The organism is Microbispora sp. CSR-4 (assembly GCF_008033685.1).
Classification (GTDB): domain Bacteria; phylum Actinomycetota; class Actinomycetes; order Streptosporangiales; family Streptosporangiaceae; genus Microbispora.
Map to the genome: position 1 here is coordinate 667783 of NZ_VJVX01000001.1, position 25751 is coordinate 693533.

At 71.3% G+C, this 25751-nt stretch carries 25 protein-coding genes and 1 tRNA gene; 14 read left to right on the forward strand and 12 right to left on the reverse strand.

Going from position 1 to position 25751, the window contains the following annotated elements:
* Nucleotides 1-36 precede the first annotated feature (36 nt).
* The 7 genes from FLV34_RS03095 (at nt 37) to FLV34_RS03125 (ending at nt 5184) form a co-directional block, all read left to right on the forward strand.
* Nucleotides 37-798, forward strand: coding sequence for a DeoR/GlpR family DNA-binding transcription regulator (locus FLV34_RS03095; RefSeq protein WP_142649765.1), 762 nt, complete (start codon nt 37-39; stop codon nt 796-798).
* Nucleotides 795-1739, forward strand: coding sequence for a 1-phosphofructokinase (gene pfkB, locus FLV34_RS03100; protein ID WP_142649766.1), 945 nt, complete (start codon nt 795-797; stop codon nt 1737-1739). The genes FLV34_RS03095 and pfkB overlap by 4 nt, the downstream gene beginning before the upstream one ends.
* 56 nt (nt 1740-1795) lie before the next feature.
* Complete coding sequence (gene mtlA, locus FLV34_RS03105; RefSeq protein ID WP_147942296.1) at nt 1796-2986, forward strand: PTS mannitol transporter subunit IICB; 1191 nt, start codon at nt 1796-1798, stop codon at nt 2984-2986.
* Nucleotides 2987-2990: 4 nt separating this feature from the next.
* On the forward strand, nt 2991-3299 hold the full coding sequence (locus FLV34_RS03110) for a PTS lactose transporter subunit IIB (protein WP_147942297.1): 309 nt from the start codon (nt 2991-2993) through the stop codon (nt 3297-3299).
* Entirely contained in the window at nt 3292-3759 is a 468-nt protein-coding gene (locus tag FLV34_RS03115; RefSeq protein WP_147942298.1) for a PTS sugar transporter subunit IIA, read from the forward strand. Before FLV34_RS03110 ends, FLV34_RS03115 begins: the two co-directional genes overlap by 8 nt.
* Nucleotides 3756-4796 carry a zinc-dependent dehydrogenase gene (locus FLV34_RS03120; RefSeq protein ID WP_142649770.1) on the forward strand — a complete coding sequence of 347 codons (1041 nt, stop codon included), beginning with the start codon at nt 3756-3758 and terminating at the stop codon, nt 4794-4796. The genes FLV34_RS03115 and FLV34_RS03120 overlap by 4 nt, the downstream gene beginning before the upstream one ends.
* A 100-nt stretch (nt 4797-4896) precedes the next feature.
* On the forward strand, nt 4897-5184 hold the full coding sequence (locus FLV34_RS03125) for an HPr family phosphocarrier protein (protein ID WP_142649771.1): 288 nt from the start codon (nt 4897-4899) through the stop codon (nt 5182-5184).
* Nucleotides 5185-5388: 204 nt separating this feature from the next.
* Here the strand turns inward: FLV34_RS03125 and FLV34_RS03130 are convergent, their stop codons facing one another.
* Nucleotides 5389-5754 (reverse strand): hypothetical protein, encoded by a 366-nt coding sequence (locus tag FLV34_RS03130; protein WP_147942299.1) that lies wholly within the window; start codon nt 5752-5754, stop codon nt 5389-5391.
* 161 nt (nt 5755-5915) lie between these two features.
* Here FLV34_RS03130 and FLV34_RS03135 point away from each other — a divergent pair, with 161 nt between their 5' ends.
* The 4 genes from FLV34_RS03135 to galK all read left to right on the forward strand — a co-directional run bounded on the left by FLV34_RS03135 (nt 5916) and on the right by galK (nt 10328).
* Entirely contained in the window at nt 5916-6806 is an 891-nt protein-coding gene (locus tag FLV34_RS03135) for a helix-turn-helix domain-containing protein (RefSeq protein WP_142649773.1), read from the forward strand.
* A complete protein-coding gene (locus FLV34_RS03140; protein WP_142649774.1) occupies nt 6803-7225 on the forward strand; it encodes a VOC family protein in 423 nt (140 codons plus the stop codon). Before FLV34_RS03135 ends, FLV34_RS03140 begins: the two co-directional genes overlap by 4 nt.
* Before the next feature lie 203 nt (nt 7226-7428).
* Nucleotides 7429-9090, forward strand: a complete 1662-nt coding sequence (locus FLV34_RS03145) for a catalase (protein WP_147942300.1) — start codon at nt 7429-7431, stop codon at nt 9088-9090.
* A 116-nt stretch (nt 9091-9206) separates the two neighbouring features.
* Complete coding sequence (gene galK, locus FLV34_RS03150; protein ID WP_147942301.1) at nt 9207-10328, forward strand: galactokinase; 1122 nt, start codon at nt 9207-9209, stop codon at nt 10326-10328.
* A 126-nt stretch (nt 10329-10454) separates the two neighbouring features.
* Here the strand turns inward: galK and FLV34_RS03160 are convergent, their stop codons facing one another.
* The 5 genes from FLV34_RS03160 to FLV34_RS03180 form a co-directional block, all read right to left on the reverse strand.
* A complete protein-coding gene (locus tag FLV34_RS03160; protein ID WP_142649777.1) occupies nt 10455-11225 on the reverse strand; it encodes an enoyl-CoA hydratase-related protein in 771 nt (256 codons plus the stop codon).
* Nucleotides 11226-11276: 51 nt separating this feature from the next.
* Entirely contained in the window at nt 11277-12452 is a 1176-nt protein-coding gene (locus FLV34_RS03165) for a nitric oxide synthase oxygenase (protein WP_260617394.1), read from the reverse strand.
* Between the two features lie 485 nt (nt 12453-12937).
* Nucleotides 12938-13087: a hypothetical protein gene (locus FLV34_RS03170; protein WP_240971780.1), complete on the reverse strand. Its 150-nt coding sequence runs from the start codon at nt 13085-13087 to the stop codon at nt 12938-12940.
* 767 nt (nt 13088-13854) lie between these two features.
* Nucleotides 13855-14505, reverse strand: coding sequence for a DUF3800 domain-containing protein (locus tag FLV34_RS03175; protein WP_147942302.1), 651 nt, complete (start codon nt 14503-14505; stop codon nt 13855-13857).
* 517 nt (nt 14506-15022) lie between these two features.
* A tRNA-Asn gene (locus FLV34_RS03180) sits at nt 15023-15098 on the reverse strand.
* Between the two features lie 261 nt (nt 15099-15359).
* On the opposite strand from FLV34_RS03180, the gene FLV34_RS03185 reads away from it, so the two are divergent.
* Nucleotides 15360-15662 (forward strand): YtxH domain-containing protein, encoded by a 303-nt coding sequence (locus tag FLV34_RS03185; RefSeq protein WP_142649780.1) that lies wholly within the window; start codon nt 15360-15362, stop codon nt 15660-15662.
* A gap of 405 nt (nt 15663-16067) precedes the next feature.
* On the opposite strand, the gene FLV34_RS03190 is transcribed toward FLV34_RS03185, so the two are convergent.
* The 3 genes from FLV34_RS03190 to dnaG form a co-directional block, all read right to left on the reverse strand.
* Nucleotides 16068-16571 carry a hypothetical protein gene (locus tag FLV34_RS03190; RefSeq protein ID WP_261985631.1) on the reverse strand — a complete coding sequence of 168 codons (504 nt, stop codon included), beginning with the start codon at nt 16569-16571 and terminating at the stop codon, nt 16068-16070.
* A gap of 210 nt (nt 16572-16781) precedes the next feature.
* Nucleotides 16782-17921: an RNA polymerase sigma factor RpoD gene (gene rpoD / locus FLV34_RS03195; RefSeq protein WP_221889969.1), complete on the reverse strand. Its 1140-nt coding sequence runs from the start codon at nt 17919-17921 to the stop codon at nt 16782-16784.
* Nucleotides 17922-18067: 146 nt separating this feature from the next.
* On the reverse strand, nt 18068-19987 hold the full coding sequence (dnaG, locus tag FLV34_RS03200) for a DNA primase (RefSeq protein ID WP_261985632.1): 1920 nt from the start codon (nt 19985-19987) through the stop codon (nt 18068-18070).
* Between the two features lie 147 nt (nt 19988-20134).
* On the opposite strand from dnaG, the gene FLV34_RS03205 reads away from it, so the two are divergent.
* A complete protein-coding gene (locus tag FLV34_RS03205) occupies nt 20135-20983 on the forward strand; it encodes a M23 family metallopeptidase (protein WP_142649783.1) in 849 nt (282 codons plus the stop codon).
* Between the two features lie 160 nt (nt 20984-21143).
* On the opposite strand, the gene FLV34_RS03210 is transcribed toward FLV34_RS03205, so the two are convergent.
* Complete coding sequence (locus FLV34_RS03210; RefSeq protein ID WP_142649784.1) at nt 21144-21887, reverse strand: SDR family oxidoreductase; 744 nt, start codon at nt 21885-21887, stop codon at nt 21144-21146.
* A 71-nt stretch (nt 21888-21958) separates the two neighbouring features.
* On the opposite strand from FLV34_RS03210, the gene FLV34_RS03215 reads away from it, so the two are divergent.
* Nucleotides 21959-22816: a LysR family transcriptional regulator gene (locus FLV34_RS03215; RefSeq protein WP_168066232.1), complete on the forward strand. Its 858-nt coding sequence runs from the start codon at nt 21959-21961 to the stop codon at nt 22814-22816.
* Nucleotides 22817-22867: 51 nt separating this feature from the next.
* Here FLV34_RS03215 and FLV34_RS03220 read toward each other — a convergent pair whose 3' ends face one another.
* Both FLV34_RS03220 and FLV34_RS03225 read right to left on the reverse strand, forming a co-directional pair.
* Nucleotides 22868-24172 carry a deoxyguanosinetriphosphate triphosphohydrolase gene (locus tag FLV34_RS03220; RefSeq protein WP_142649785.1) on the reverse strand — a complete coding sequence of 435 codons (1305 nt, stop codon included), beginning with the start codon at nt 24170-24172 and terminating at the stop codon, nt 22868-22870.
* 67 nt (nt 24173-24239) lie between these two features.
* Nucleotides 24240-25721 (reverse strand): M14 family metallopeptidase, encoded by a 1482-nt coding sequence (locus FLV34_RS03225; RefSeq protein WP_261985633.1) that lies wholly within the window; start codon nt 25719-25721, stop codon nt 24240-24242.
* Nucleotides 25722-25751: the final 30 nt, after the last annotated feature.

The following is a 25751-nucleotide window of genomic DNA, read 5'->3' on the forward strand; positions in this document are numbered from 1 at the left end:
TACGAAACAACATCGAAACGGCGGTGAACCAACACGATGTACGCGGAGGAGCGGCAGCAGGAGATCCTGCGGGCGGCCCGCGACGCCGGCCGGGTCGACGTGGTGACGCTGGCCGAGCGGTTCGGCGTCACGACGGAGACGATCCGCCGCGACCTGACCACGCTGGAGCGCGCGGGCGTCCTGCGGCGCGTGCACGGCGGCGCGATCCCGGTCGAGCGCCTGGGGTTCGAGCCCGCGCTGGCCGCCAGGGACGAGGTGATGACGGCCGAGAAGGAGCGCATCGCCAAAGCCGCCCTGGCCGAACTCCCCGAGGACGGCTCCGTGGTCATCGACGCGGGCTCCACGACGAGCCGGCTCGTGCAGGCGCTGCCCCCGGACCGCGAGCTCACCGTCGTCGTGAACTCGCCTCCGCTGGCCACGCTGCTCGCGGCCCGCCCCAACCTGACCGTGCTCATGCTGGGCGGCCGGGTGCGCGGCCGGACGCTGGCGACCGTGGAAGACTGGGCCATCCAGCAGTTGTCGCAGCTCAACGTCGACGTGGCCTTCATGGCCACCAACGGCTGCTCGGTCGCCAAGGGCCTGACCACCCCCGACCCGGCCGAGGCGGCGATCAAGCGGGCGATGATCGCCTGCGCCGACCGCGCCGTCCTGCTGGCCGACCACACCAAGTTCTCCGGCACCTACCTGGCGCGCTTCGCCACGCTCGCCGAGATCGACGTCGTCATCACCGACACCGGGCTCGACCCCGACCAGGCCGCGGCGCTGGCCGCCGCCGGGCCGGAGGTGGTGCGGGCGTGATCCTCACCCTGACCCTCAACCCCAGCCTCGACCGCACGATCGAGGTCGGCGCGCTGACACGCGGGGCCGTCATCCGGGCGGCCGACACCCACCTCGATCCCGGCGGCAAGGGCGTCAACGTCTCACGTGCCCTGCTGGCCAACGACGTCCGGTCGTGCGCGGTCATCCCGTACGGCGGCAGCGAGGGGCGGCGGCTCCTCGACCTGCTGTCGGCCGAGGGCATCGACATGATCCCCGTGCCGGTCGAGGGTCCCACCAGGTCCAACGTCGCGATCGCCGAGCCCGACGGCACCGTCACCAAGGTGAACGAGCCGGGCACCGCGCTGACCCCCGCCGAGCTCGACACGCTGGCGGGCGCCGTGCTCGACGCCGCCCGGTCGGCCGACTGGGTGGTCGCATCGGGCAGCCTCCCGCCCGGCGTGCCGGTGGACGTCTACGCCCGGCTGTGCCGCCGGTTCGCCGACGCCGGCATCAACCTGGCGGTCGACACGAGCGGTCCCGCCCTCGTGTGCGCGGTGAACGCCGGCCCCGCGCTCGTCAAGCCGAACCGCGACGAGCTCGCCGAGGCCACCGGCACGGCGATCACCTGCGTCGGCGACGTGCTCGACGCGGTCGGCAAGCTGCGCGCCATGGGCGCGCGGTCGGTCCTGACCAGCCTCGGGGCCGACGGCGCGCTGCTGGTCGAGGACGACGACCAGGTCTGGTACGGCGAGTGCGCGGTCGGGGAGCCGCGCAGCAGCGTGGGCGCGGGCGACGCCCTGCTGGCGGGCTTCCTCGCCGCGGGGGCCCGCGGCGGGACGGCCCTCGCCGAGGGCCTCGCCTGGGCCGGCGCGGCCGTCGGGCTGCCCGGCAGCCGGATGCCCGGCCCGGCCGACATCGATCGCACACACGTCCGGATCGGTCCCCCCGACCCGGCCCGGCAGCTCATACCCGGGGGATGAGCGCCACCCCCACCAACCGGCCAGCCAGGCCGGTCGCCCCCTGAAGGAGCACGTCAATGGCCACGCCCTATACCCCCACTGTCACCGGCACCGGTGTGCGGGCCACGATCCAGCGTTTCGGCGGCCATCTCGCCGGGATGATCATGCCCAATATCGGCGCCTTCATCGCCTGGGGTCTCATCACGGCCCTGTTCATCCCGACCGGGTGGCTGCCGAACAAGACACTCGCCGAGCTCGTCGGCCCGATCATCAGCACCCTCCTCCCCGTTCTCATCGGCTACACCGGCGGCCGGATGGTCCACGCCCAGCGCGGCGCGGTCGTCGGCGCCGTCGCCACGATGGGCGTGGTCGTCGGGGCGGACGTCCCGATGTTCCTCGGCGCGATGATCGTCGGCCCGCTGGCCGCGCTCATCCTCAAGTACGTCGACCGGTTCACCGCCGAGCGCACCAGGGCCGGCTTCGAGATGCTGGTCGACAACTTCACCGCCGGCATCGTCGGCGCCGTCATGGCGATCGCCGGCGTGCTCGCCATCGGCCCGATCGTGGAGAAGATCACCGAGGTGGCGGGCAGCGGCGTCGAGTGGCTCGTCACCCACTCGCTCCTGCCGATCGCCTCGGTCATCATCGAGCCGGCCAAGGTGCTGTTCCTCAACAACGCGATCAACCACGGCGTGCTCGGGCCGCTGGGCGTCGCCGAGTCGGTCAAGCACGGCAAGTCGATCCTGTTCATGCTGGAGTCCAACCCCGGCCCCGGCCTCGGCCTGCTGATCGCCTACCTGCTGTTCGGCCCGAGGTCGCTGCGTCCCAGCACCCCGGCCGCGATGATCATCCACTTCTTCGGCGGCATTCACGAGATCTACTTCCCGTACGTGCTGATGAAGCCGCGGCTGATCCTCGCGGTGATCGCCGGTGGCGCCTCGGGCGTGCTCACCTTCCTGGTCACCGGGGCGGGCCTGGTCGCGACGCCGTCGCCGGGCAGCATCTTCGCCTACATGGCCGTTACCCCGAAGGGCGGCTGGTTCGGCGTGATCGCGGGCATCGTGATCGCTACGGCCGTCTCCTTCGCCGTCGCCGCAGTGCTGCTGGGCTTCGGCCGCGCCAACGGCGACCGGGCGGACGACGCGGCGCGGGCCGCGACCCTCAATGACACCGGCGACACCGGCGACACCGCCATCACGAGCGACGAGAACCGCGACACAACCGGCGAGACGGCGGCCGAGAACGTGCCCGCCACCAAGGAGGCGTAGAACCGTGCCGAGCATCGAGGGCAAGGACGTCCGCAAGCTCATCGTGGCCTGCGACGCGGGCATGGGCAGCAGCGTCATGCTGGCGAGCACGCTGCGCAAGCAGCTCAAGGGCACCCAGGTCAGCGTGGAGCACACCCCGGTCAACTCGATCCCCGGGGACGCCGACGTGATCGTGTGCCACACCGGGCTGGCCGACCGGGCCAGGGCGAGCGCGCCCGGCGTCGTGCTGGTGCCGTTCCAGGTCTTCATCGGCGACCCGGCCGTGACGCGGGTCGTCACCGCCATCAAGAACGGGGGCACGATCGATGGCTGACCGGGCCGGCACGGCCCCGCTCCCCCTCGATCCCCGCGCCGTACGCACTGCCGCGACCGCGACGGACGTCGAGGACGCCATCCGGCAGTGCGGCGCGGTCCTCCAGGAGGTCGGCGCCGTCGACGGGAGCTACATCGAGGCCATGCTCGAACGCGAGCGGTCGATCTCCACGTACGTCGGCGAGGGCGTCGCGATCCCGCACGGCACGCTGACCTCGAAGGAGGCGGTCCGCCACGACGCCATCTGCGTGCTGCGCTTCCCGGACGGCGTCGACTGGCACGGCGAGCACGTGACGGTGTGCGTCGGCATCGCGGCCCGCGGGGACGGCCACCTGCGGCTGCTGGCGGAGCTCGCCCAGATCCTGCTCGACCCGGACCGCGCCGCGGCCCTGCGCGCGGCCACCGAGGCCGACCAGGTCATCCAACTTCTGCAACCGGACGGAGAGGAAGACTCCGAGTGAAAGTCGCCCGTTTCCATGCTCCTGGGGACATCCGCCTGGAGGAGGTGCCCGAGCCCGTCGCCCGCCCCGGCGAAGTCAAGATCCGCGTACGCAACTGCTCGACGTGCGGCACGGACGTGAAGATCTACCGGTTCGGGCACCACCACATCAGGCCGCCCCGGGTGATGGGCCACGAGATCGCCGGAGAGATCGTGGAGATCGGCGAGGGCGTCACCGGCTGGAGCCCGGGCGACCGGGTGCAGGTGATCGCCGCGATCCCGTGCGGCCAGTGCGAGGAGTGCCGCCGGGGTCACCTCACGGTCTGCCCCGACCAGGAGTCGATGGGCTACCACTACGACGGCGGCTTCGCGCAGTACATGGTCGTGCCGGCCAAGGTGCTCGCCGTGGACGGGCTCAACCGCATCCCCGACGGCGTCGGGTTCGCCGAGGCGTCCCTCGCCGAGCCGCTCGCCTGCGTGCTCAACGGGCAGGAGCTGGCCCGCGTCGGCGAGGGCGACGACGTGGTCGTCGTCGGCTCGGGCCCGATCGGCTGCCTGCACGTGCGATTGGCCCGCTCGCGCGGCGCGGCCCGGGTGTTCCTCGCCGATCTGAACGCCGAGCGCCTCGCCATGGCCGCCGATCTCGTACGGCCGGACGCGGCGATCTGCTCGGGCGAGACCGACCTCGTGGACGAGGTGCTCAAGCTGACCGGGGGCCGGGGCGCCGACGTGGTGATCACGGCGGCGGCCTCGGGTGCGGCCCAGCAGCAGGCGCTGCAGATGGCGGCGCGGCAGGGCCGGATCAGCTTCTTCGGCGGGCTGCCGAAGGACGACCCGATCATCGCCTGTGACTCCAACCTCGTGCACTATCGCGAGCTGACCATCGTCGGTGCCAACGGGTCGAGCCCGGCGCACAACGCCCGCGCCCTGCGGCTCATCGCCGAAGGCGCGGTGCCGGTCTCCGACCTGATCACCCATCGCCTCGGCCTGGACGAGGTCATGGACGCCATCGACGTCGTCGCCCGCGGCGCCGCCATCAAGGTCACCATCGAGCCCTGAGATCGAGCCCTGAGATCGAGCCCTGAGATCGAGCCCTGAGATCGAGCCCGGAAAACGAGCCCGGAAATCGATCTCTGAACCGAGTCCTGAGAGGAACGCGATGCCGGAAAGGACAGTGGCGGTCGCCTCGCGCTCCGGCCTGCACGCCCGACCCGCCAAGATCTTCGTCGAGGCGGCGGCGCGGCAGACGGTGCCCGTACGCATCCGTGTGGGCGGCGGAAAGGCCGTCCCCGCCAACAGCATGCTGGGCGTGCTGACCCTCGGCGCCGAGCACGGCACCGAGGTAACCCTGGAGGCCGAGGGCCCGGGAGCGGAGGAGGCCCTCGCCGCCCTCGCGGACCTGCTGTCCCGCGACCTCGACGCCGAAGGAGCCGCGGGAGCCGCCTGACCGATCGCCGGACCACCCGGCCGGTCGCCGTAGATGCCACGGACGCCGGGCCACCTGACCGATCGCCACAGACCCCGGCGTCGGCGGCGGGCTCGGCGCGCATCGAGCCGGGATCGCCGTTGCCGCGCGAGCCGCCCCGTGCCGTCCGACCCGTGCCGTCCGACCGGTGCCGCCTGACGAGTGCCGCCTGACGAGTGCCGGCGGTCAGGGAGCGACGGCGCGGGCGGCGCACTCGCGCAGGAGTGCCCGGCGGCGCTCGTGGTCGGCGGCGGGCTCATCCGCGGTGGCGACGTAGACGCTGCTCGTCGGGGACCAGGCACAGGCCATGGCGATGACCAGGGTCAGCAGGTCGGAGGGGTCGCCCTGGCGGAGCCGTCCGGCGGCCTGGGCGGCGGCGATGGCGGCGAGCTTCGGCTCGTCGCCGGAAGGATCGGCGAGGCGTCCCGTCGGACGTCGTTCCAGCCGCAGCCAGGCCACGAGGCGGACCAGTTCGGGATGGCGCAGGTTCTCGTCGTACATCCGCACGGCCCAGCCGGGCAGGTCGTCGGCGTCGAATTCGACGGCGTCCATGAGCCGGTCGGCGCGGTCGGCGATCACCCGCGGCGACGCCCGCTACCGCTTCGTGCTCGACCTGTCCGACCTCGACCGGCCCGCCCACTCATAACGGCGACGGCCGTCGCCGCCGCGCTCCCCTTTCGTGGACACTGGAGGGCGGAAGGGAGGCGCGGGCGATGACGGCGGCGGAAACCGGCGGGCACGACGGGCCCTGCTACCTGCGCCGGCGGCCCGCGCCCGCGCTGCGTCCGCTGGTCGCGTGGTACAGCGGCTACCGCGAGGCCGGAGTCCCGCCGGCCACGCACCGCGGCCTGCCGTCGCCCTACCTGACGATGATCGTCACGCTCGACGACCCGCTCGTCGTCGCGGCGCACCCCGATCCGCGCACCCCGCCCGGGTCGTACGACACGCTGGTCGGCGGCCTGCACACCACCCCCGCGCTGATCACGCACGACGGGCGGCAGTCGGGCGTTCAGCTCGCGCTGACGCCGCTCGGCGCACGGGCCCTGCTCGGGCTGCCGGCCGGGGAGCTGTCCGGGCTCGACCTCGACGGCGGCGAGGTGCTCGGCAGGCTCGCGGGCGAGCTGCGCGAACGTCTGCTGGAGGCGCCCGGCTGGGACGAGCGCTTCGCGGTCCTCGACGCGGTCCTGTCCCGGCAGGCCCGCCCCACCCGGGCGCACCCGGCCGAGGTGGCGCGGGCCTGGCGGCGGATGCTCACCACCGGCGGGCAGGTCACCGTGTCCGGTCTCGCCCGCGAGACCGGCTGGAGCGCCAGGCACCTCAACGGCCGGTTCCGGGAGGAGATCGGCCTGTCCCCCAAGGAGGCGGCGCGGGTCGTACGGTTCGACCGGGCCCGCCGTCTGATCCAGCGGGCGGCGGCGTCCGGGCGGCGGCTCACCCTGGCCGACGCCGCGGCCGCGTGCGGGTTCTACGACCAGGCGCATCTCGCCCGCGAGTTCGGCGCCCTCGCCGGGTGCTCCCCCAGCCGGTGGCTGGCCGAAGACGGCGTGCAGTTCCGAAACGTCCAAGCCGGGCAGGGGGACGGCTCGCCAGACTCGGTGGCATGAACGACACCACACCGGCACCACAGGTCTGGCCCACGCTGCGGGCCAGGGACGCACGCGCCCTGATCGCCTTCCTCGCCGAGGCGTTCGGTTTCGAGGAGACCGCCGTCTACGGCGAGGGCGACCGGGTCGACCACGCCCAGCTCTCCTGGCCGCACGGCGGCGGGATCATGCTGGGCTCGGTCCGGGACACGCCCGACGACAAGTGGAACCTCACGCCCGGCTCGTTCGGCGCGTACGCCGTGACCGACGATCCGGACGCGTTGTTCGCGCGGGCGACGGCGGCGGGAGCGCGGGTCGTCCAGGAACTGCACGACACCGATTACGGCTCCCGCGAGTTCGCCGTACGCGACATCGAGGACAACCTCTGGTCGTTCGGCACCTACCGCGGCGAGCCGCGGAAGGGAACCGCCACGGGGTGAGGCACTGCACCGCCTCCGAGGGCCGCCTCCCAGGGCGGCCCTCCAGGGCGGCCCTCCAGGGCTCCGGCGGTGCGCGGGACGGACCGTGCCCACCGCCGGAAGCCCACGGCCACCGGCACGAATACCCCGACAAAAAGCGGAAAGGGGAGTCTTGAAGAGGAAAAACACCTCATTTGAGATCAAATAGCGAGAGGAGCCGTCCCATGACGGACGTGTCGAGCAAGGGACCGGAGCCCGGAGACGAGCGCCCGGTGCTGACCAACCGTCAAGGGCACCCGGTCTACGACAACCAGAACCAGCGGACGGTCGGCGCGCGCGGCCCGGCCACTCTCGAGAACTACCAGTTCCTGGAGAAGATCAGTCACTTCGACCGGGAGCGCATCCCGGAACGGGTGGTGCACGCGCGCGGCACGACGTCGTACGGCTTCTTCGAGGCGTACGGCAGGTGGGGCGACGAGCCGATCTCCCGGTTCACCAGGGCGAAGCTGTTCCAGGAGGCCGGCAAGCGCACCGACGTCGCGGTGCGGTTCTCGACCGTGATCGGTGGGCGCGACTCCTCCGAGTGCGCCCGCGACCCGCGCGGCTTCGCCGTGAAGTTCTACACCGAGGACGGCAACTGGGACCTCGTCGGGAACAACCTCGCGGTGTTCTTCATCCGCGACGCCATCAAGTTTCCCGACGTGATCCACGCGCTGAAGCCCGACCCGGTCACGTTCCGGCAGGAGGCGAACCGGATCTTCGACTTCATGTCGCAGACGCCCGAGAGCATGCACATGCTCGTCAACCTGTTCAGCCCGCGGGGCATCCCGGCGGACTACCGGCACATGCAGGGCTTCGGGGTGAACACCTACAGGTGGGTCAACGAGCAGGGCGACACCATGCTCGTGAAGTATCACTGGATGCCCAAGCAGGGGGTCAGGAGCATGACGGCCGAGGACGCCGCGCGCATCCAGGCCCACGAGCTGGGTCACGCCACGAAGGACCTGCACGACGCCATCGAGCGCGGCGACTATCCGGAGTGGGAGCTGCTCGTCCAGATGATGAGCGACGACGAGCACCCCGAGCTGGACTTCGACCCGCTCGACGACACCAAGGTCTGGCCGGAGGAGATCTTCCCGGCCAAGCCGGTCGGCCGGATGGTCCTCGACCGCAACGTGGACAACGTCTTCGCCGAGAACGAGCAGATCTCGTTCGGCACCGGCGTCCTCGTCGACGGACTGGACTTCTCCGACGACAAGATGCTGGTGGGCCGCACGTTCTCCTACAGCGACACCCAGCGCTACCGCGTCGGGCCGAACTACCTGCAGTTGCCGGTCAACCAGGCCAGGAACGCCGACGTGCGGACCAACCAGCGCGACGGCTTCATGACCTACCACCAGGACCGGGCGGGCGAGAACCCGCACGTCAACTACGAGCCGTCCATCACCGGCGGGCTGCGCGAGGGGCAGGGCCCGGCACACGACGAGCAGGGCCCGCAGATCATCGGCAGGCTCACCCGCAAGCGCATCCCGCGGACCAACGACTACAAGCAGGCGGGCCAGCGCTACCTGCTCATGGAGCAGTGGGAGCGCGACGACCTGGTGGAGAACCTGACCGCCAAGCTGTCGGAGTGCGACCGGCCCATCCAGGAGCGCATGGTCTGGCACTTCCTGCTGGTCGAGGACGACCTCGGGCTGCGCGTCGGCGAGGGGCTCGGCATCACGCCGGACGACGTCAAGCACCTGGAGCCGCTCGCGAGCCAGGATCTGACCGACGAGGACAGGGAGCGCCTGGCCAACCTCGGCAAGAACGGCCCACGCGACGTCTCGGGCCTGAAGATGACGCACTGCGTCCCCGACGAGCGGGCCACCGTACCCGCCGCCTGAGACCGGCCGTGCAGGACCAGGGCCCGGCCCGGAGGTTCCGAGCCGGGCCCTGGCACGTCCGCACCCGCGTGGCCGCTACCCTACGGGAAGGCTGCGATGTTGAGGAGTGTGCGACTATGCGCGTTATTGACGCTTTCCGTGCGGCGTACGGCGGCGAGCCCGCCGGGGTCTGGCACGCGCCCGGCAGGGTCAACCTGATCGGGGAGCACACCGACTACAACGACGGCTTCGTGCTGCCGTTCGCGGTGCCGTGGGGCGTCACCGCGGCCGTCGGCCCCCGCGATGACCTCACCGTCCGGATCTCCTCACTCCAGGCCCCCGGCCAGGCGCAGGTGCTGGAGGACATCGAGCGGGCCGAGGGCTGGGCCCGCTACCCCGCCGGGGTCGTCGCGACCCTGCGCGGCGCCGGGCTGCCGGTGCGCGGCGCCGACATCGTGATCGACGGCGACGTGCCCAAGGGCGCCGGGCTGTCCTCCAGCGCGGCGCTGGAGGTCTCCGTCGCGCTCGCCCTGAACGACCTGTACGGCCTGGGCCTTGAGCCGATGGAGCTGGCCAGGCTGTGCCAGAAGGCCGAGAACGAGTTCGTCGGCATGCCGTGCGGGATCATGGACCAGGCGGCCTCGGTGCTGAGCAAGGAGGGGCACGCGCTGTTCCTCGACTGCCGCTCGCTGGCCGGCCGCGCCGTGCCGTTCGACCTGTCGGCGTACGGCATGCAGATCCTCATCATCAACACCGGCGTGCACCACGAGCTGGCCGACGGGCAGTACGCCAAGCGGCGCCAGGACTGCGAGAACGCGGCCAAGCACCTCGGCGTCCCGTCGCTGCGGGACATCACCGACCTCGCCGCGGCCCTGGCGAAGCTCAGCGGCGACGAGCGGGCCCGCACCCAGCACGTCGTCACCGAGAACCACCGCGTCGAGGCCGTCATCGGGCTGCTGCGCGCGGGAGCCGTACAGGAGATCGGCGCCCTGCTGAACGCCTCGCACCTGTCCCTCCGGGACCAGTACGAGGTCTCCTGCTCGGAGCTCGACGTGGCGGTGGAGGGCGCGATCAAGGGCGGCGCGCGCGGGGCGCGGATGACCGGCGGCGGCTTCGGCGGCTCGGCCATCGCGCTCGTCGCCGACGACCGGGTGGACCGGGTGCGCTCCGCCGTGGAACAGGCCTACGCCGGGCGCGGCTGGGCCGCGCCGACGTTCCTGCCGGCCACCCCGGCGGCCGGCGCCCACCGCGTCCGCTGACGCCCGATCAGACCGGGAACGATCAGACCGGGAACGATCAGACCGGGGACGATCAGGCAGGGGACGATCAGGCCGGGGACGATCAGGCAGGGGACGATCAGACCAGGGCGGTCAGGCAGGGGACGATCAGGCCAGGGGCGGGAAGTCCGGCGGCCGGCGTTCGAGGAAGCTCGCCACTCCCTCGGCGAAGTCCGGCCGCCGGAACGACTCCGTCATCAGCCGCACGGCCTCGTCCCTGGCCTCGTCGAGTCCCGCCTGCCAGCCGCCCCAGATCTGCCGCTTGATGATCGCCATCGAGGCGGGCGAACACTGGGTGGCCAGCTCCTTCGCGTACGCGACCGCCTCGGCGAGCAGCCGCTCCCCCGGCACCGCGCGTACGGCGAGGCCCATGGCGCACGCCTCCGCGCCGGTGAAGACCCGGCCGGACAGCAGCAGGTCCATCGCCCGCGCCTGCCCGGCCAGCCGGGGCAGGATCCAGCCGAGGCCATACTCGGCGACGAGGCCGCGCCGGGAGAACGCCGTCGTCCACTTGGCGTCGTCGGCGGTCACGACCACGTCGCAGACGAGCGCGTGGACCATCCCCAGGCCGGCGCACGCGCCGTTGACCGCCGCGACCACCGGCGTGCGCAGGGTGGTGGGGAACGTGTTGGGCCGGGGATCCTGCTCGTCTGCGTACTCGCCGGACTGGATGGCCGTCAGGTCGGCGAAGTCGGCCCCGGCGCAGAAGCCCTTCCCCGCGCCGGTCACCACGATCGCCCGTACGGACGGGTCGCGGTCGGCCTCCTCCAGCAGGTCGAAGTAGCGCCGTCCCATCTCGGCGGTCCAGGCGTTCAGCCGTTCGGGCCGGTTGAACGTCAGGATCCGCACGCCCCCGTCGTCCTCGGACAGCACCACCATCGCACGCACTCCCCTTCACCCGAACTATGTTCTACACAGTTCTACACGGTTCTACGCCAGGGGAGGGCGGTGGACGTACGCCGGCGTCAGCGCTACGTCGTCGTAGTAGCGGTGGAAGACCGGCGTCGCGGCGCCGGACATGGGGGGCACGATCCACGACCAGTCCGCCGGGCAGACGCGCCCGCTGCGCTCCTCCCGCTCCAGATGGGTCAGGAAGCGCCGCGCCTCGGTGTGGTGGTCGGTGATGGTGACGCCGTCCTCGGCGAAGGAGTGCAGCACGGCGACATTGAGCTCCACCAGCGCCTGGTCGCGCCAGAGCGTGCGGTCGTGGGAGGTGTCGAGGCCGAGCCCCTCGGCGACCACCGGAAGCTGGTCGTAGCGATCCCGGTCGGCGAGGTTGCGCGCGCCGATCTCGGTGCCCATGTACCAGCCGTTGAACGGCGCGCACGGATAGGTGACCCCGCCGATCTCCAGCGACATGTTGGAGATCGCCGGCACCGCGTGCCATTTCAGCCCGAGACCGGCGAACCACGGGAAGGCCGGATGCCGGAGCGGCACCTCGAGGACCACCTCATCCGGCACCTCGCGCATGATCAGGGCGCCCTTGGCCTCCACGACCAGCGGCAGGACGTCGAACCTCGTGCCCTCCCCCCGCCAGCCCATCCGCAGGGCCCGCCTGGTGATCTCCGCGTTGGCCGGGTCGCCGAGCACCGAGCCGTCCTCGCGGGTGTAGCCGGCGTACCGGATGAGCTGGTCGTTGAGGATCCGCGGCGCCCGTTCGCCCGGCCGGTCGGGGGCGAACACCGTGATCGTGGGGCGGATCCTGCCCTTCCCGGTGGCCGCCCTTAGATGCTCGACGCACTCTTCCGCCACGCCGTCGGCGGTGTCGATGTGCCGCCGGTCGCGCACCTGCAGCGACTTCCAGTACAGGCGCCCGATGCATCTGCTGCTGTTGCGCCACGCCACCCGCGCGCCGAAGGTCAGCTCGCTCGTGGTGTGCGTGTACGTCCCGGTCTGGTCGATCTCCGAGAGGACCTCCCGGAGCCGGAGATCCACCGGGCCCGCACCGGGATTTTCCGCATGGTGGAGCCGGATGAAGTCCTCCGCCTCCCGCCTGTCGATCTCCTCCCCACGCTCCCGTACGGGTGCGGGGGTCTTCCCTTCGGCCTTCTCCCCGCATGCGCGCACGGGCGCCGGGGTCTTCTTCGTCTTTCGCCAAGTCAGCACGACCGCCACACACTTCGCGCTCACGAGCGTCCCGCGCCGGTTCCGGGCCGGCGGTGACACCCTTCCGCAGTGGCCCTCACCCCACTGCGCCGTCGTGGTCCGCGGCAACCGCGGCCGGTACGGCCACGGCGATCACATTTTCCGCGAAGTCTTTGGATTTGTCCGCCAAATCCACACACCGACGGCTTCAGATCTCCAGCGCCGCAAGGCTCTCCCCCACTCGTGCGGTCATCGGCCGGCCCTTGCCCGACCGCTGCCGCGGGGCAAGCACGCAGAGGGCGGCAGGCAGGCCCCGGATCCTCCGCCTCAACGAACAGCGCTTTTATCGTCACCATGCGTGAGACATGCTGGGACGTGCCGTGCTCCCTGGAGTACGGAAGTGAGGCCGGGACTACCGAGGGATATCGGGTGCCCGGCCTTCGCGTTGTCGCCTCATTCCAAGCAGATCAGGTGGATCCAGGCCGGCTCCCCTGTCGTGGCACCACTCACTCGGCAATGGCTTCCTGCTCCGCGATGGCCCGGCTCAGCTCGCGCAGATCGTCGCCGTCGGCCGTACGGCACGCCCCCGCTTCCTCTGCCGCGATCGGGAACGGCCGCTCCCGGCTGGCCCACAACCGCCCGGCGTCACTGTGCATGATCCTCCATCCGGCGAACCCAGAACCGAAGGAAAGCGCTCTACGGTGTGGCATAGGTCAGGAGTCACCTTCCCGATCCAGGACCTGCCGGTGCGCTACCACCGCGGCTGGTCCGTCTCGACCCCATGAAGCCAGATGCCTCACCGCGACGACTCTGTCATGGCTCGGAGATTCGGCGGCCGAGTCGTACGCCCGAGGCGTGTCGCCCGGTTGCAGTCCACGACCGACGCCCCGCCACGACCGACGCCCCGCCACGACCACGCAGAGCCGTGTCGGCACGGCTCGACCTGGCGCTGGCACTCCTCGCCGCCGACCAACCCGAAGAGGCCGGGCATGCGGCCCTCACCGCGATCACGAGCGGGTGCCTGGTGCCCTCGAACTACTGGCGCGCGGCCGAGGTGATCAGGGCGTTGGAAGCGCGACGCCCACCCCGAGGCCGCCGAACTGCACGAGGCGTATCAAGAACTCTGCAGCCCCCGAACGGCCATAGCCGCGCTTCTTGGGCCCAGCGCCTGGCCCTTGGCCGCTCCGCCTTCCTGCTCGCCGAGAGGCTTCCGGGACCCCTTCAGGCTCCGGCATCGTCCTCTCACAGAGTCTCCGCCACACTCCCGTATAAACCATGTCATCTGACCTCCTCAGCAGAAATGATCTATCTGCAGGAATGCCAAAGCGCTTGACGGAGCCGACGGCATGGCATGTACTTGCAGTGGTCGGTGACAAGGGGTCCAGGGGACCTCTTCCCGGGAGACCGGGATAGCCGACCTCATTCATGCGGTGCCCCAGGGGGTCATCAACGAGTGGAGCTGCGGTTCAACGTGGCTCTCGAACCATTTACACGGCCGTTCTTCGAGAACGCGTTGAATCGCCCACAGGCTGTAGTCCGCAACTTGGATTCCCCAGGCGCTCTGCGCATCCCAGACACACAGGACGATTTCCCGATCAGCGGCGAATCGGTGACATACATCCTTCAGCGCCTCGCTGGCGTTTATGAGCTTACGACTCGTCGTCAGGCTGGCGGCGATCACGTAGAGGGTGTCGCCCGGCGCGCTGATCTGACACACGACATGCCTGAAGTGAGAGTGCCAGGCGAGCTTGTAGAGCCACTGCTGGCGGTCCCGCACTGCTGGATGCGCCTTGGCCTTGCACAGGAATGTCGCATCAAGGCGCGGTCTCTGCTGCCCGATCAAGTCGAAGACTTCGTCTCGGGTGAATTGCGAGTCATTCTTCGCATGAAGCCCTCTAGGCAGGTTGACCCCGCGTCGCTCCAAGTCGCAGCGAAGCCTCAACCCTTGCCAGATCTGCTCGCCATGATCACCCCGGAACACAGCCGTACCGAATCCGAAATAGCGACTCACGCCAGGTATTCCCGGGACTCCCAGGTCGCCCGTTTCGTCGACATACATATAGATTTCCGCCATATCGCGCCTCACACAAGCAATAGAACAGCGGAAATCTTCCTAGCACATAGGCAGGACCGCTATCTCACTATCAGCAATCACCCAGCCTGCACCTCATTGCGAGATCCGCACGGAACGTGTGGCCGGTCTGGCGCTGCACGCCTCCCGCCGCGGGGCAAGGTGCGGCAAGTGGCGGCTCGGACGGCAGGCTTCCCTTGAGACGCCCTCAGATCGAGGAGGCCGCCCACGGCCTGTATGTGGGCGATGCGGCGGGTTTCCGGCATCACCGCCAAGCCGTACGCAGTCTGGCCGCCCAGGCGGCAGGCGGCGGCCTCGGACAGGGTGATCCGGGATCGATGGCCAGAACTCGTCCGGGCGCGCAGACGGGTCCGTTCGGGGTCGTGCCGACAGGGCGCGGCGGCCTGCGGCAGGTGCGAGGTGAATGGCCGTGAGGGGTGCGCCGTCACGGGCGAGGCACCGACCAAGCGCCTACACAAACAACCCGGGGCGGTGGTCTGTGACCACCGCCCCGGGTGAATGGCTCCCGCGATAGGACTCGAACCTATAACCTGCCGGTTAACAGCCGGCTGCTCTGCCGATTGAGCTACACGGGATCGTGCTGTGTACTGCTGGTACTGCCTGCTCCGCTCGTTCCTGCCTTTCGGCTTTCCTTGCGGCGCGGAACTAGATTAGCGCACTCCTGGGGGTGCCTGTCACATCGAATCCGTCCGCGAGTCGTCGGGTCTTGATCGGCGTACGGCAAAGAGCGCCGGGACGGCCCCGGAGCCCACCCGGGCGGGGCCGGGACGGCTGCGGTTGGATAGAGACAGGCCCTCGGGGTAGGGGGCCGGGGAACACGAGCGCGGAGGTGGAAGATGCGATACAAGGCGATGTTCGCCACCGGGCTGGCCATCGGCTACGTCCTCGGCACGCGGGCCGGGCGTGAGCGGTACGAGCAGATCAAGCGTTTCGCGCAGCGGTTCGCGGACAGCCCCACAGTCCAGGAAGCCGCCGGGCTGGTCGGCGCCCAGGCGTCGAAGGTGGCGGGCAAGGCCAAGGACCTCGCGAGCGACAAGGTGCCGTTCCTGAGGCGAACGGAGACCTGGGAGCAGGCCGACAGGAACGACCGGGTCGGGACGGCCACCGGCTGGCCCGCCGGCTCCGACCAGATCCCCTGAACCGTCCCCCGGCAGACCATGCCCTGACCACGGCCTGCGGGCCTCAGGAACGGACGACGGGCCCCGTTGCGGGCCCCGGAGGCCCGTCGCCTGTCCCCCGCCTCTCCAGGGCGCGAGCGCGCGCCGTGAGGCCCTCCCGCGACCCGCATGCCGCGCTGTAGGCCCCTTCCGCACGTGCCGCACCGTGAGAACCCTTCCGCACGCGTGCAAGGCCCTTTCCGCGCGCACGGCCCGCTCCGTAGACCCCATACCGCACGGCCCACGCCGTAGGCTCCTTCCGCACGCCGGCGCAACGCCGTGGGCCCCTTCCGCACGCACGGCCCGCGCCGTAGAGCACGCCGCCGACGCCGCGCACCCGATGCGTCGCCGAGCCGAGCATGGCAAGGTCTCCCGGCTCCGGCGGCGTCAGACGCCGAGGCTGCGCCGCACCTCTTCGAGCGCCTGTTCGGCATGGGCGCGCAGGCCCGGGTCGTCGGAATCGAGCCCGGGGTCGAAGATGAACTCCCAGCGCGGGGTGTCGTAGCCGGGGATCCGCCGGGCGACCAGGCGCACTCCCCCGCGGCCGTCGATGGTGACGTGGCGGCTCGCGACGATCGTCGAGGTCACCCGCTCGCGGATCGTCTCCGGCAGCCTGCCCGGCTCGGTCAGGAGAGCCCGGTGGACGGCCCCGTCCGTCATCGTGACCGTCACGCCCTCCTCGTCCCACACGGCCCTGTCCATCAGGTGCCACGGCAGGCGCGGCCCGTCCGGCAGGTGCAGGGCAAGAGTGGTGGCGACGATGTGGCCGCCCCCCGGCGTCACCGCGTGGCTGACGGGACGCTCGCCACGCTCCAAAGCGAGGGCCGCGCGGGCCTCACGGGGCAGCCGGGAGCCGAACAGGCGGGACAACGAGGGCTTCTGATAGGTCAAGGGAGCACCGCCAGCGTACGACGACCGTTAACACCCCCGAGGCTATCCGGCGCCCCGTCCCTCCTGTCGTACGGCTCCGCACCCGGGAGCCCCGGGGGACCGTACGCGAGCCGCTTCGCGCTCAGGAGAGCCACCCAGCGCCGAATCGGGGGCATAAACGGCGACGAGCGCCTCCCCGGGGGCGGGAGGCGCTCGTTCGCGGTCGTGCCGTCAGTCCAGGTAGTCCCGGAGCATCTGGGCGCGGGTGGGGTGGCGCAGCTTGGCCAGCGTCTTGGACTCGATCTGGCGGATGCGCTCACGCGTGACGCCGAACTCCCGGCCGACCTCCTCCAGCGTGCGGGGGTGACCGTCGGAGAGCCCGAAGCGGAGCTGGATGATCCGCTGCTCGCGCTCCGACAACGTGGCCAGGATGTCGTCGAGCTGGTCCTGCAGCATGATGAAGGCCGCGGCCTCCATCGGCACCACCGCGTCGGCGTCCTCGATGAAGTCGCCGAGGTCGGAGTCCTCCTCGCCGATGGGCGCCTGGAGCGAGACCGGTTCCTGCGCGATGCGCTGGATCTCCACCACGCGGTCGATCGGGAGGTCCATCTCGGCGGCGATCTCCTCGGGGGCGGGCTCCCGGCCGAGATCCTGGTGGAGCTGCCGCTGCACGCGGACCAATTTATTGATCGTTTCGACCATGTGCACGGGAATCCGGATCGTTCTCGCCTGGTCGGCGATCGCCCGGGTGATCGCTTGGCGAATCCACCAGGTCGCGTACGTCGAGAACTTGTATCCCTTGGTGTAGTCGAATTTCTCGACCGCCCGGATGAGACCGAGATTGCCTTCCTGAATGAGATCCAGGAACAGCATTCCGCGGCCGACATAGCGCTTGGCGATGGAGACCACGAGCCTGAGGTTGGCCTCGATGAGGCGCTGCTTGGCGCGGACGCCCTCCCAGACCAGGTCTTCCAGCTCCGGCCGGGCGAACCTGGCGGCCGGGCTCTCGCAGAGCTTGTCCTCCGCGAACAGACCGGCCTCGATGGCCTTGGCGAGCTCCACCTCCTCCTCGGCGGTGAGCAGCGGAACCCTGCCGATCTCTCTGAGATAGATCCTGACCAGGTCGCTGGTCGGAGCGCGTTTGCCGAGATCCTCCTCGTCCGGCTTGCTGGGCTCCTCGTCGCCTTGCGGCTCGAGGACCTCAACCCCGTTCTCGGCGAGCATCCGCACGACGCGCTCCAGCGCGTCGGCGGGAAGCTCGGATCGGTCGAGCGCGGCGGCCACGTCGTCAACCGTGACGCTCCCGCGTTCCCTTCCCTTCGCGACGAGGTCCGCCACCTGGTCTACCGATGGCGGCCTGCTTGGCAGCACCGATGCACCCACGCAACACAGTGTGCAGGAAAGGCACCACTAAATGGCAGGCCTATTTTTGTCACCCAAGGTAAGGCGGAAGTCAATACCGAATCGAGATCAAAACATATGTTTGGCGACTGTGAGATCTGGAAAGGGACGTTTATTCAGGCCCCGCTGGCGCGTTCTCGCAACACGCGTCGCTGCTGTTCCAGCGCCACGAGTTCGCCGAACAGCCGGTTGTACTCCTGCTGCTCCTCGACCGGGTTGAGCCGCTGCAGCCGGGACTTCACCTGGGCGATGGCCCGGCCGACCGCGACCTCCTGGATCTTGGCCAGGACGGCCGCGCCGTACCGCTCCTCGATGTTGACGTCGGCGCGGACGGCCTCGACGGCGAACCGGGTGACGAGCGACCTCAGATCGACGCCGGTTTCGCCGGGCGCCGCGGCGTCGGCCTGCTCCAGCAGCCGGTCGACCCACTCGCGTCCGCCGGGCCCCCCGGCGACGGTCCCGCCCGCCGCCACGATGAGCTCGTAGAGCGCGACATGCTCGGGCAGGGTGAACGTCGCCGCGCCGAGCGCGTCGAACTCCGGTCCGAGCAGCGCGGGCCGCTGGACGGCGAGCTTGAGCGCCTCCGCCTCCAGGCGGACCGCGGGGTCCAGGGGCTCCTGGCGTGCCGGGGCGGGCCGCGCGGGCGCGGCCCCACGCGCCGCCTGCCGGCGTCCGGGAGCGTGGCCGCCCTCCTGCGCCCGCCCAACGACCTGCTGTACGCGCTGGATGACGAAGCCCTCGTCGATGAAGCCGAGCCAGCGGTCGAGGTCGACCACGTAGGTCTTGCGCAGCCCGGGGTCCTTGATCGAGGCCACGATGGGCGCGGCGGCGTCGAGCGCGGCCAGGCGTCCCTCGTTGGTGTCGAGGTCGTAGCGCGACAGGGTGCTGCGGATCGCGAAGGCGAACAGCGGCTCGCGGCTGGCGATCAGGTCGCGCACGGCGGCGTCGCCCTGCTTGACCCGCAGGTCGCAGGGGTCGAGGCCGTCGGGCTGCACGGCGACGAAGGTCTGCGTGACGAACTTCTGCTCGTCCTGGAACGCGCGCAGGGCGGCCTTCTGTCCCGCCGAGTCGCCGTCGAAGGTGAAGATCACCTCACCCCGGAACTCGGCCTGGTCGAGCAGCAGCCGGCGCAGCACCTTGATGTGGTCCTCCCCGAAGGAGGTGCCGCAGGTGGCCACCGCGGTCGGCACACCCGCCAGATGGCAGGCCATGACGTCGGTGTAGCCCTCCACGATGACGGCCTGCGACCTCTTGGCGATCTCCCGCTTGGCGAGGTCGACGCCGTAGAGCACCGAGCTCTTGTGGTAGATCGGGCTCTCGGGGGTGTTCAGGTATTTGGGACCGTCGTCGGAGTCGAGCAGCTTGCGCGCGCCGAACCCGATGACGTCGCCGGTGATGTCGCGGATCGGCCAGATCAGCCGGCCGCGGAACCGGTCGACGGGGCCGCGCCTGCCCTCGCGGGCCAGCCCGCCCTTGATCAGCTCCTGGGAGGTGAACCCGCGGCCCATGAGGTGCCGCGACAGCGCCTCCCACTCGTTGGGGGCGTAGCCGACGCCGAAGTGCTCCGCGTCGGCCCGCTCGAAGCCGCGCTCGGACAGGAAGCGCCGGCCGGGCGCCGCCTCGGGGGCGGACAGCCGTTCGGCGTAGAACTCGGCGGCGGCGCGGTGCGCCTCGATGAGCCGCAGCCGCTCGCCCTGCTCGCGGCCGGGCACGTAGCCGCCCTGCTCGTAGCGGAGCTGGATGCCGGCGCGCTGGGCGAGCCGCTCGACCGCCTCGGTGAACGTCAGGTTCTCGATCTTGCGGACGAACGTGATGACGTCGCCGCCCTCGGCGCAGCCGAAGCAGTAGTAGTAGCCCCGGGCCGGGGTGACGTTGAAGGATGGAGACTTCTCGTCGTGGAAGGGGCACAGCCCCTTGAGGTTGCCTCCGCCCGCGTTGCGGAGCTGGATGTGCTCGCCGACGACGTCGGCGATCGGCGAGCGCTCCCGCACGAGCGCGATGTCCTCGTCACTGATCCGACCGCTTCGCCCTGCCACGCTCGCGAGTCTAGAGCCTGCCCCCGACAGCCCGGGCGCCCCACCACGGATGGCCGAGGACATGTCACGACTTTTCGGAACCGGTCGTGATGTGCGGCTTGGTCCGTTAGAAAGGAAAGGTTCGGTAACGTCGACCAGGTGGAGATCATGCGATCGGGGAGACTGGCCGCCCTCGCCGGCGCCGCGTTCGTCGCGGCGTCCTGCGGAGCGCCCGCCGGGGTCGCGGGAGTGAGCACGCTGCCGCCCACGCCGCCGCAGGGAAACGGCATCACGGCCGCCATGGACGACGCCCAGCCCGGCCACATCGTGCCTCCGCCCGGCGACGAGCCGGTGCGGGTCCCGCCGCCGAAGGTGTCTCCCTACACGTACGCCTTCCCCATCAAGGGCTGCAGGGTGTCGTACTCCCGCAAGCTGCTCGTGCTGCCCAAGACGATCATCTGGGCGGCCAAGGGCTGCGCGTTCGTGTCGCCGGTCGACGGGGTGGTCCAGGAGGTCAACCTCAGGAACCTCTGGTCGCCCTCCACCGACCGCGGCCCCGACCGCGAGGGCCGGTTCGTCACGATCAAGGGCGAGGACGGCGTGCTGTACCTCGGCGGCCACCTCGACTCCGTGGAGGAGAGCGTCACGCCGGGCACCAAGGTCAAGGCCGGGCAGTTGCTCGGCCGGGTGGGCAACACGGGCAACGCGCGCGACACCGCGAGCAACCTCTACTTCGCCATGTCGTGGCCGGTCGCGCCCCAGTATTGGTGGATACGGCGGGGCGTGGTGCCGCCGTGGCCCTTCCTGGACGCCTGGGACGACGGCAACCGCACCGTCTCGCCGCGCAAGGCCATGCTCACGCTGCGCAAGAAGATGGGCGAGACCCCGCCCTGCACGCAACTGTGCACCTCCAAGCAGGTCACGCCCGTCCCCGAGGAGACCAAGCCGCCCACGAAGAAAAAGAAGAAGAACCGCGGCGGTGGCGGTGACGACGACGTCGTGGTCATCCCGCTCTAGACGAGCGGGCCCCGCGCCGCGGAGAACCGCTTCCGGGCCTCGTGACGGACGGCCGGACCGGCCGTGCCGCCGAGGGAGCGGGGCGGCGGGCTTCGCACGCGGATGACCGTCGCGGCGGGGGGGGGCGTCGCACACGGCCCCGCCCGCGGGACGAGGACGGTCACCAGGGCACCGGGCCGTCCTCGGCGAAGAACCCGCCCGACGGTCCGTCGGCGCCGAGCGTCGCGAGCGTGACCGCGACCGCCGCGCCCTGCGCCGCCGTACGCGGCAGGGACATGCCGAGGTCCCTGGCGAAGTCGGTGTCGCACGCCCCGGGGGCGATGGCGTTGACCAGGATGCCGAGCGGCCGCAGCTCCTTGGCGTACTGGATGGTGAGCATGTTCAGCGCGGCCTTCGACGGCGGGTAGCCCGCGACGGTCTGCCTCCGGGCGAAGTAGTGATCGGGGTCGGTCATGTGCGTCATCGACGCCGTGCCGCTGCTCACGTTGACGATCCGCCCGGCCGGCGACCGCCGCAGCAGCGGCAGCATCGCGTCGGTCACCCGGATGACGCCGAACACGTTGGTCTCGAACACCTCGCGCACCGCACCGAGGTCGACCGAGCCGGGCGTCTGCCGGGCGCCGCCGGAAATGCCGGCGTTGTTGACGAGCACGTCGAGACGGCCGAACCGCTCCCCCACCTGTTGCGCCGCCGCCCGCACGCCCTCCTCGTCGGTGACGTCGATCGTCAGGGGGTGGACCTCCAGGCCCTCCGCCCGCAGCTTCGCGGTCGCCTCGTCCCGGCGCCCCGGATCGCGCGCCCCGAGCAGCACGGTCATGCCGAGCTCGCCGAGCTGCCTGGCGATCTCGTGTCCGATTCCCTTGTTCGCGCCCGTGACCAGGGCGATGGTGTCAGTGCCGTTCATGGAGGCAAGCCCCCCATCCCGTCCCTCCCGGTGCCCAACCCCGTCTCGGTCACGGGCGATACCCTCGCGGTATGACCGCCGGTGACGACACCGTGGAGACGCGGGAGCTGACCTATTTCGTGGCGGTGGCAGAGGAGCTGCACTTCGGGCGGGCGGCCCAGCGGCTCGGCATCGCGCAACCGCCGCTGTCGCGGGCGATCCAGCGGCTCGAACGCCGCCTCGGGGTGCGGCTGCTGGAGCGCGACCACCGCACGGTGGAGCTGACCGAAGCGGGCGAGACGCTGCTGCGGGAGGGCCACGCCGCGCTCGCCGCGGTGTCGGCGGCCGTACGCAGGACCCGGCGGGCCGGCCGCGACACGCCCTCGCTCGTGCTCGCCGCCAAACCGGGCGGGGACGCCGACCTGCTGCCGGAGATCCTCGCGGCGTACGCGGCCACGCCGGGCGCGCTGCCCGTCGACATCGTCTTCAGCGCCCGGGAGCGAGGGGCGATGGTGCGGGACGGCCGGGCCGACGCCGCCCTGCTGCACGCGCCGCGCGAGGATCTGACCGGCCTGGCGGTCGAGGAGCTCCTGGTGGAAAGCCAGGTGGCGGTGCTCCCCCGGGGGCACCGGCTCGCCGGCCGCGCGGAGCTGTCGATGGCGGATCTCGACGGCGAGCCGCTGCCGCGGTGGCCCGAGGACATCGCCGGGGGCTCCTTCGGCATCGTCGAGAGCGGCCAGCTCATGCATCTTGTGGCGCTCGGCCGGGCCGTGGCGGTCGTCCCCCGGTCGATCCGGGGGAACCTGCGTCACGACCTCGTCGGCGTGCCCGTGCCCGACGCGCCGCCGACGACGCTGGTCCTGGCCTGGCCGCAGGACGCGCGGTCGCGCGCGCTGGCCGCCTTCGTGCGTACGGCGGCGGAGGTGGCGCGGCGGGCCGGACGGCCCTGAGCCGGACACGGTGATCCCCACGCGTCGGCCCGGGGACGGCTCGGGCAGGGGTCAGCCTGCCCTGAGGCTGTGGGCGCCCGCCGACAGGCGGCGGTGCCAGCCCATGGCGGAGGCGTCGGTCAGCGAGGCGATCTGGTCGACCACCGCGCGCAGCCGTCCCGCGTCGTCGGCGGCCTGCTCGAACTGCTGGCGCAGCGCGGGCTCCAGGGTCGCCGGGGCGCCACGCAGGACGAGGTCGCCCAGCTCGGCGATGATCTCGCGCTGGCGGGCCTGGACGGCGTGGTGGTCCTCCCTGGACATCACGTAGCGGGCCGTCACTCCCTTGAGCAGCGCGCACTCCAGGCGGGTCGTCCGCGGCACCACCAGGTCCGCGTCGTACCGGCTCCGGCCGCTCCTGCCGCCCGGCGCGGGGCGGCAGCCGTACGCCTCCCGGGTGGCGTCCTGGGCGGAGCGGCACAGCCGGCCGATGAGGGCGCTGGTGAGCCGCTTGAGCGCGGCGAGGTCGGCGAGCCCGGCGTCGAACGCGGACGGCCACAGCGGCTCGGCGAGCAGCCGGGCGAAGGTCTCCGACAGCTCCTCCAGGGCGGCGTCGGGCGCGTACCACTCCCTCGTCAGGCGGCACACCTCCAGCCGCTCCTCCGGGTCGCGCAGGGCCGCCATCGTGACGTGACCGCACGTCAGCGCGTCCTCCAGATCGTGCACCGAGTAGGCGACGTCGTCGGCCCAGTCCATGACCTGCGCCTCGAAGCCGACCGCGTAGTCGGGCGCCCCCTCCCGCGCCCACAGGAAGACCGCCAGGTCGTCGGGGTAGACGCAGTAGGGCCTGCCCTCGTCGGCGAGCGGGACCCCGGGGATCCGGCAGGAGGACCCGGCCCAGGGATACTTGCAGACCGAGTCGAGCGCGGCCCGGGTGAGGTTGAGCCCGGCGCTGCGGCCGTCCTCGGTGAGGACCTTGGCCTCCAGCCGGGTCAGCAGGCGCAGGTTCTGCGCGTTGCCCTGGAACCCGCCGCACGGCGCGGCCAGCTCGTCGAGTGCTGCCTCGCCGTTGTGGCCGAACGGGGGATGGCCGAGGTCGTGGGCGAGACAGGCGGTCTCCACGAGGTCGGGGTCGCAGCCGAGCACCTTGCCCATCTCGCGGCCGATCTGCGCGCATTCGAGGGAGTGGGTCAGCCGGGTGCGGGGACTGTGCAGGCCGGTGCAGTCGGCGGGGGTCACCACCTGCGTCTTGGCGGCGAGCCTGCGGAGCGAGGCGCTGTGGAGCACGCGTGCCCGGTCCCGCTCGAACGCGCCGCGCTCGGGGTTGCCGGGCGGTTCCGGCACCCACCGTGCCTGGTCGTGCTCGTCGTAGCGGGCCATGCGTCCTCCTTCCTTGTGGCAAACCCCGTGGCTGCGGGGAATGGAGCGTACCCGCGAAGGTCCGGTTTCACGACAGATCCAGTAGTCCGATGGGAGATTGCCCCCTTGCCCGGTAAGCGGCCACGGGTGATGCGCGTCGGCGCCGCCCGGGGACGCCGGTGAGCTGCCCGTCGACGGTGCCGCAGTAGGCGGACTCCTTGCCGATGACCCGGTAGACGCAGTCGGCGTTCTGGACGAGCAGCAGCGCGGCCGCCCGGTTGCGGGAGGTCTCCCGGTCGATCACCTCGTCGGGCGGGTAGAAGCCGGGGTTGCTCCCCCGGGGATACATCTCGAACGTGTACGTGAAGATCTTGTACGTGCCCCACATCCAGTCGTCGATGGAGCCGTCGGTGATGTAGAGGTCGCTCGACTGCTCGGCGGTGTAGCCGTTGGTGGCCGCCATGCGCCGGCCGAGCGCGGCGTGCGCGTCCCGGTCGTCCTGCGTCATGCCCGGGGCGGTGTCGGCCGTCGTGTACCCGTACGGCCAGAGCACCAGCTCGCTGTAGGTGTGCCAGTCGATGGCCGCCTTGATCTGCTGGACGCCGCCGACCACGCGGCTGCGCACGAAGTCGGCCGCCGCCCTGACCTCCGGGGCCGACTCGGCGGCCGAGCCGCGGTAGGTCTCGCTCGACGGGGTGCCGGAGGAGCCGCCGCAGCAGCCCCACCGGTAGGCCCAGTTGCGGTTGAGGTCGGTGCCCACGCCGGAGGACCCGGAGGTGGGCTGGCGGTTCTTGCGCCACGACCGGTAGGAGCCGGTGGCGATGTCGTACTCGCCGCCGTCGGGGTTGAGGTCGGGCAGGATCCAGATCTCCCGCGTGTTCACCAGGTCGGTGATCTGCGCGTCGCCGCCGTAGTTGTCGGTGAACAACCGCAGCAGATAGATCGCCATCTCGACGGTGAGGTGCTCGCGCGCGTGCTGGTGGGCGGTGAACAGCACCTCCGGCTCGTTCTCGTCGATGGCCACGTTGTCGCTGATCTTGACGCCCATCAGGTCGCGGCCCTCGTACGAGCGGCCGTAGCTGAACCTGCGGGCGATCGTGGGATGGGCGGCGACGACCTGGTCGACCAGCGCGCTGAGCTCGGCGTAGTTGTGATAGGCGGAGTCACGCGAGGGGAAGTCGAACGTCTGCGGCCCACGGTCCTCGGCGGGCGACACCAGCTCGGTGACCGTGAACCCGAGCCTGCGGATGGCGTCGGCCTCCTGGGGCGTCGCGGTGACGACCATGCTCCGGCCGTGCACCTCGTCGACGGCGGCACCCGTGCGGGCCACCGCGCTGCGCTGCGCGACGTTCGCCGGGCCGTCCACCTGATACTGCCGCGACGGCGACGGCTCCCGGCCCACCTGCCGAGCCTGCCCCACCTGCCGAGCCTGGCCCGCCTGCTCGGCCGACGCCGCGGGCGCCGCGCCGAGCGGTGTGGCTCCGAGCGGTGTGGCTCCGAGCGGTGTCGCGAGGGTGCACAGCAGCGCCGCGGCGACCCCCAGCGCCGGCAGACGGCGACGTCTTCTCACTCCACGCCCTCCCTCTCGGTAGGTACGTAG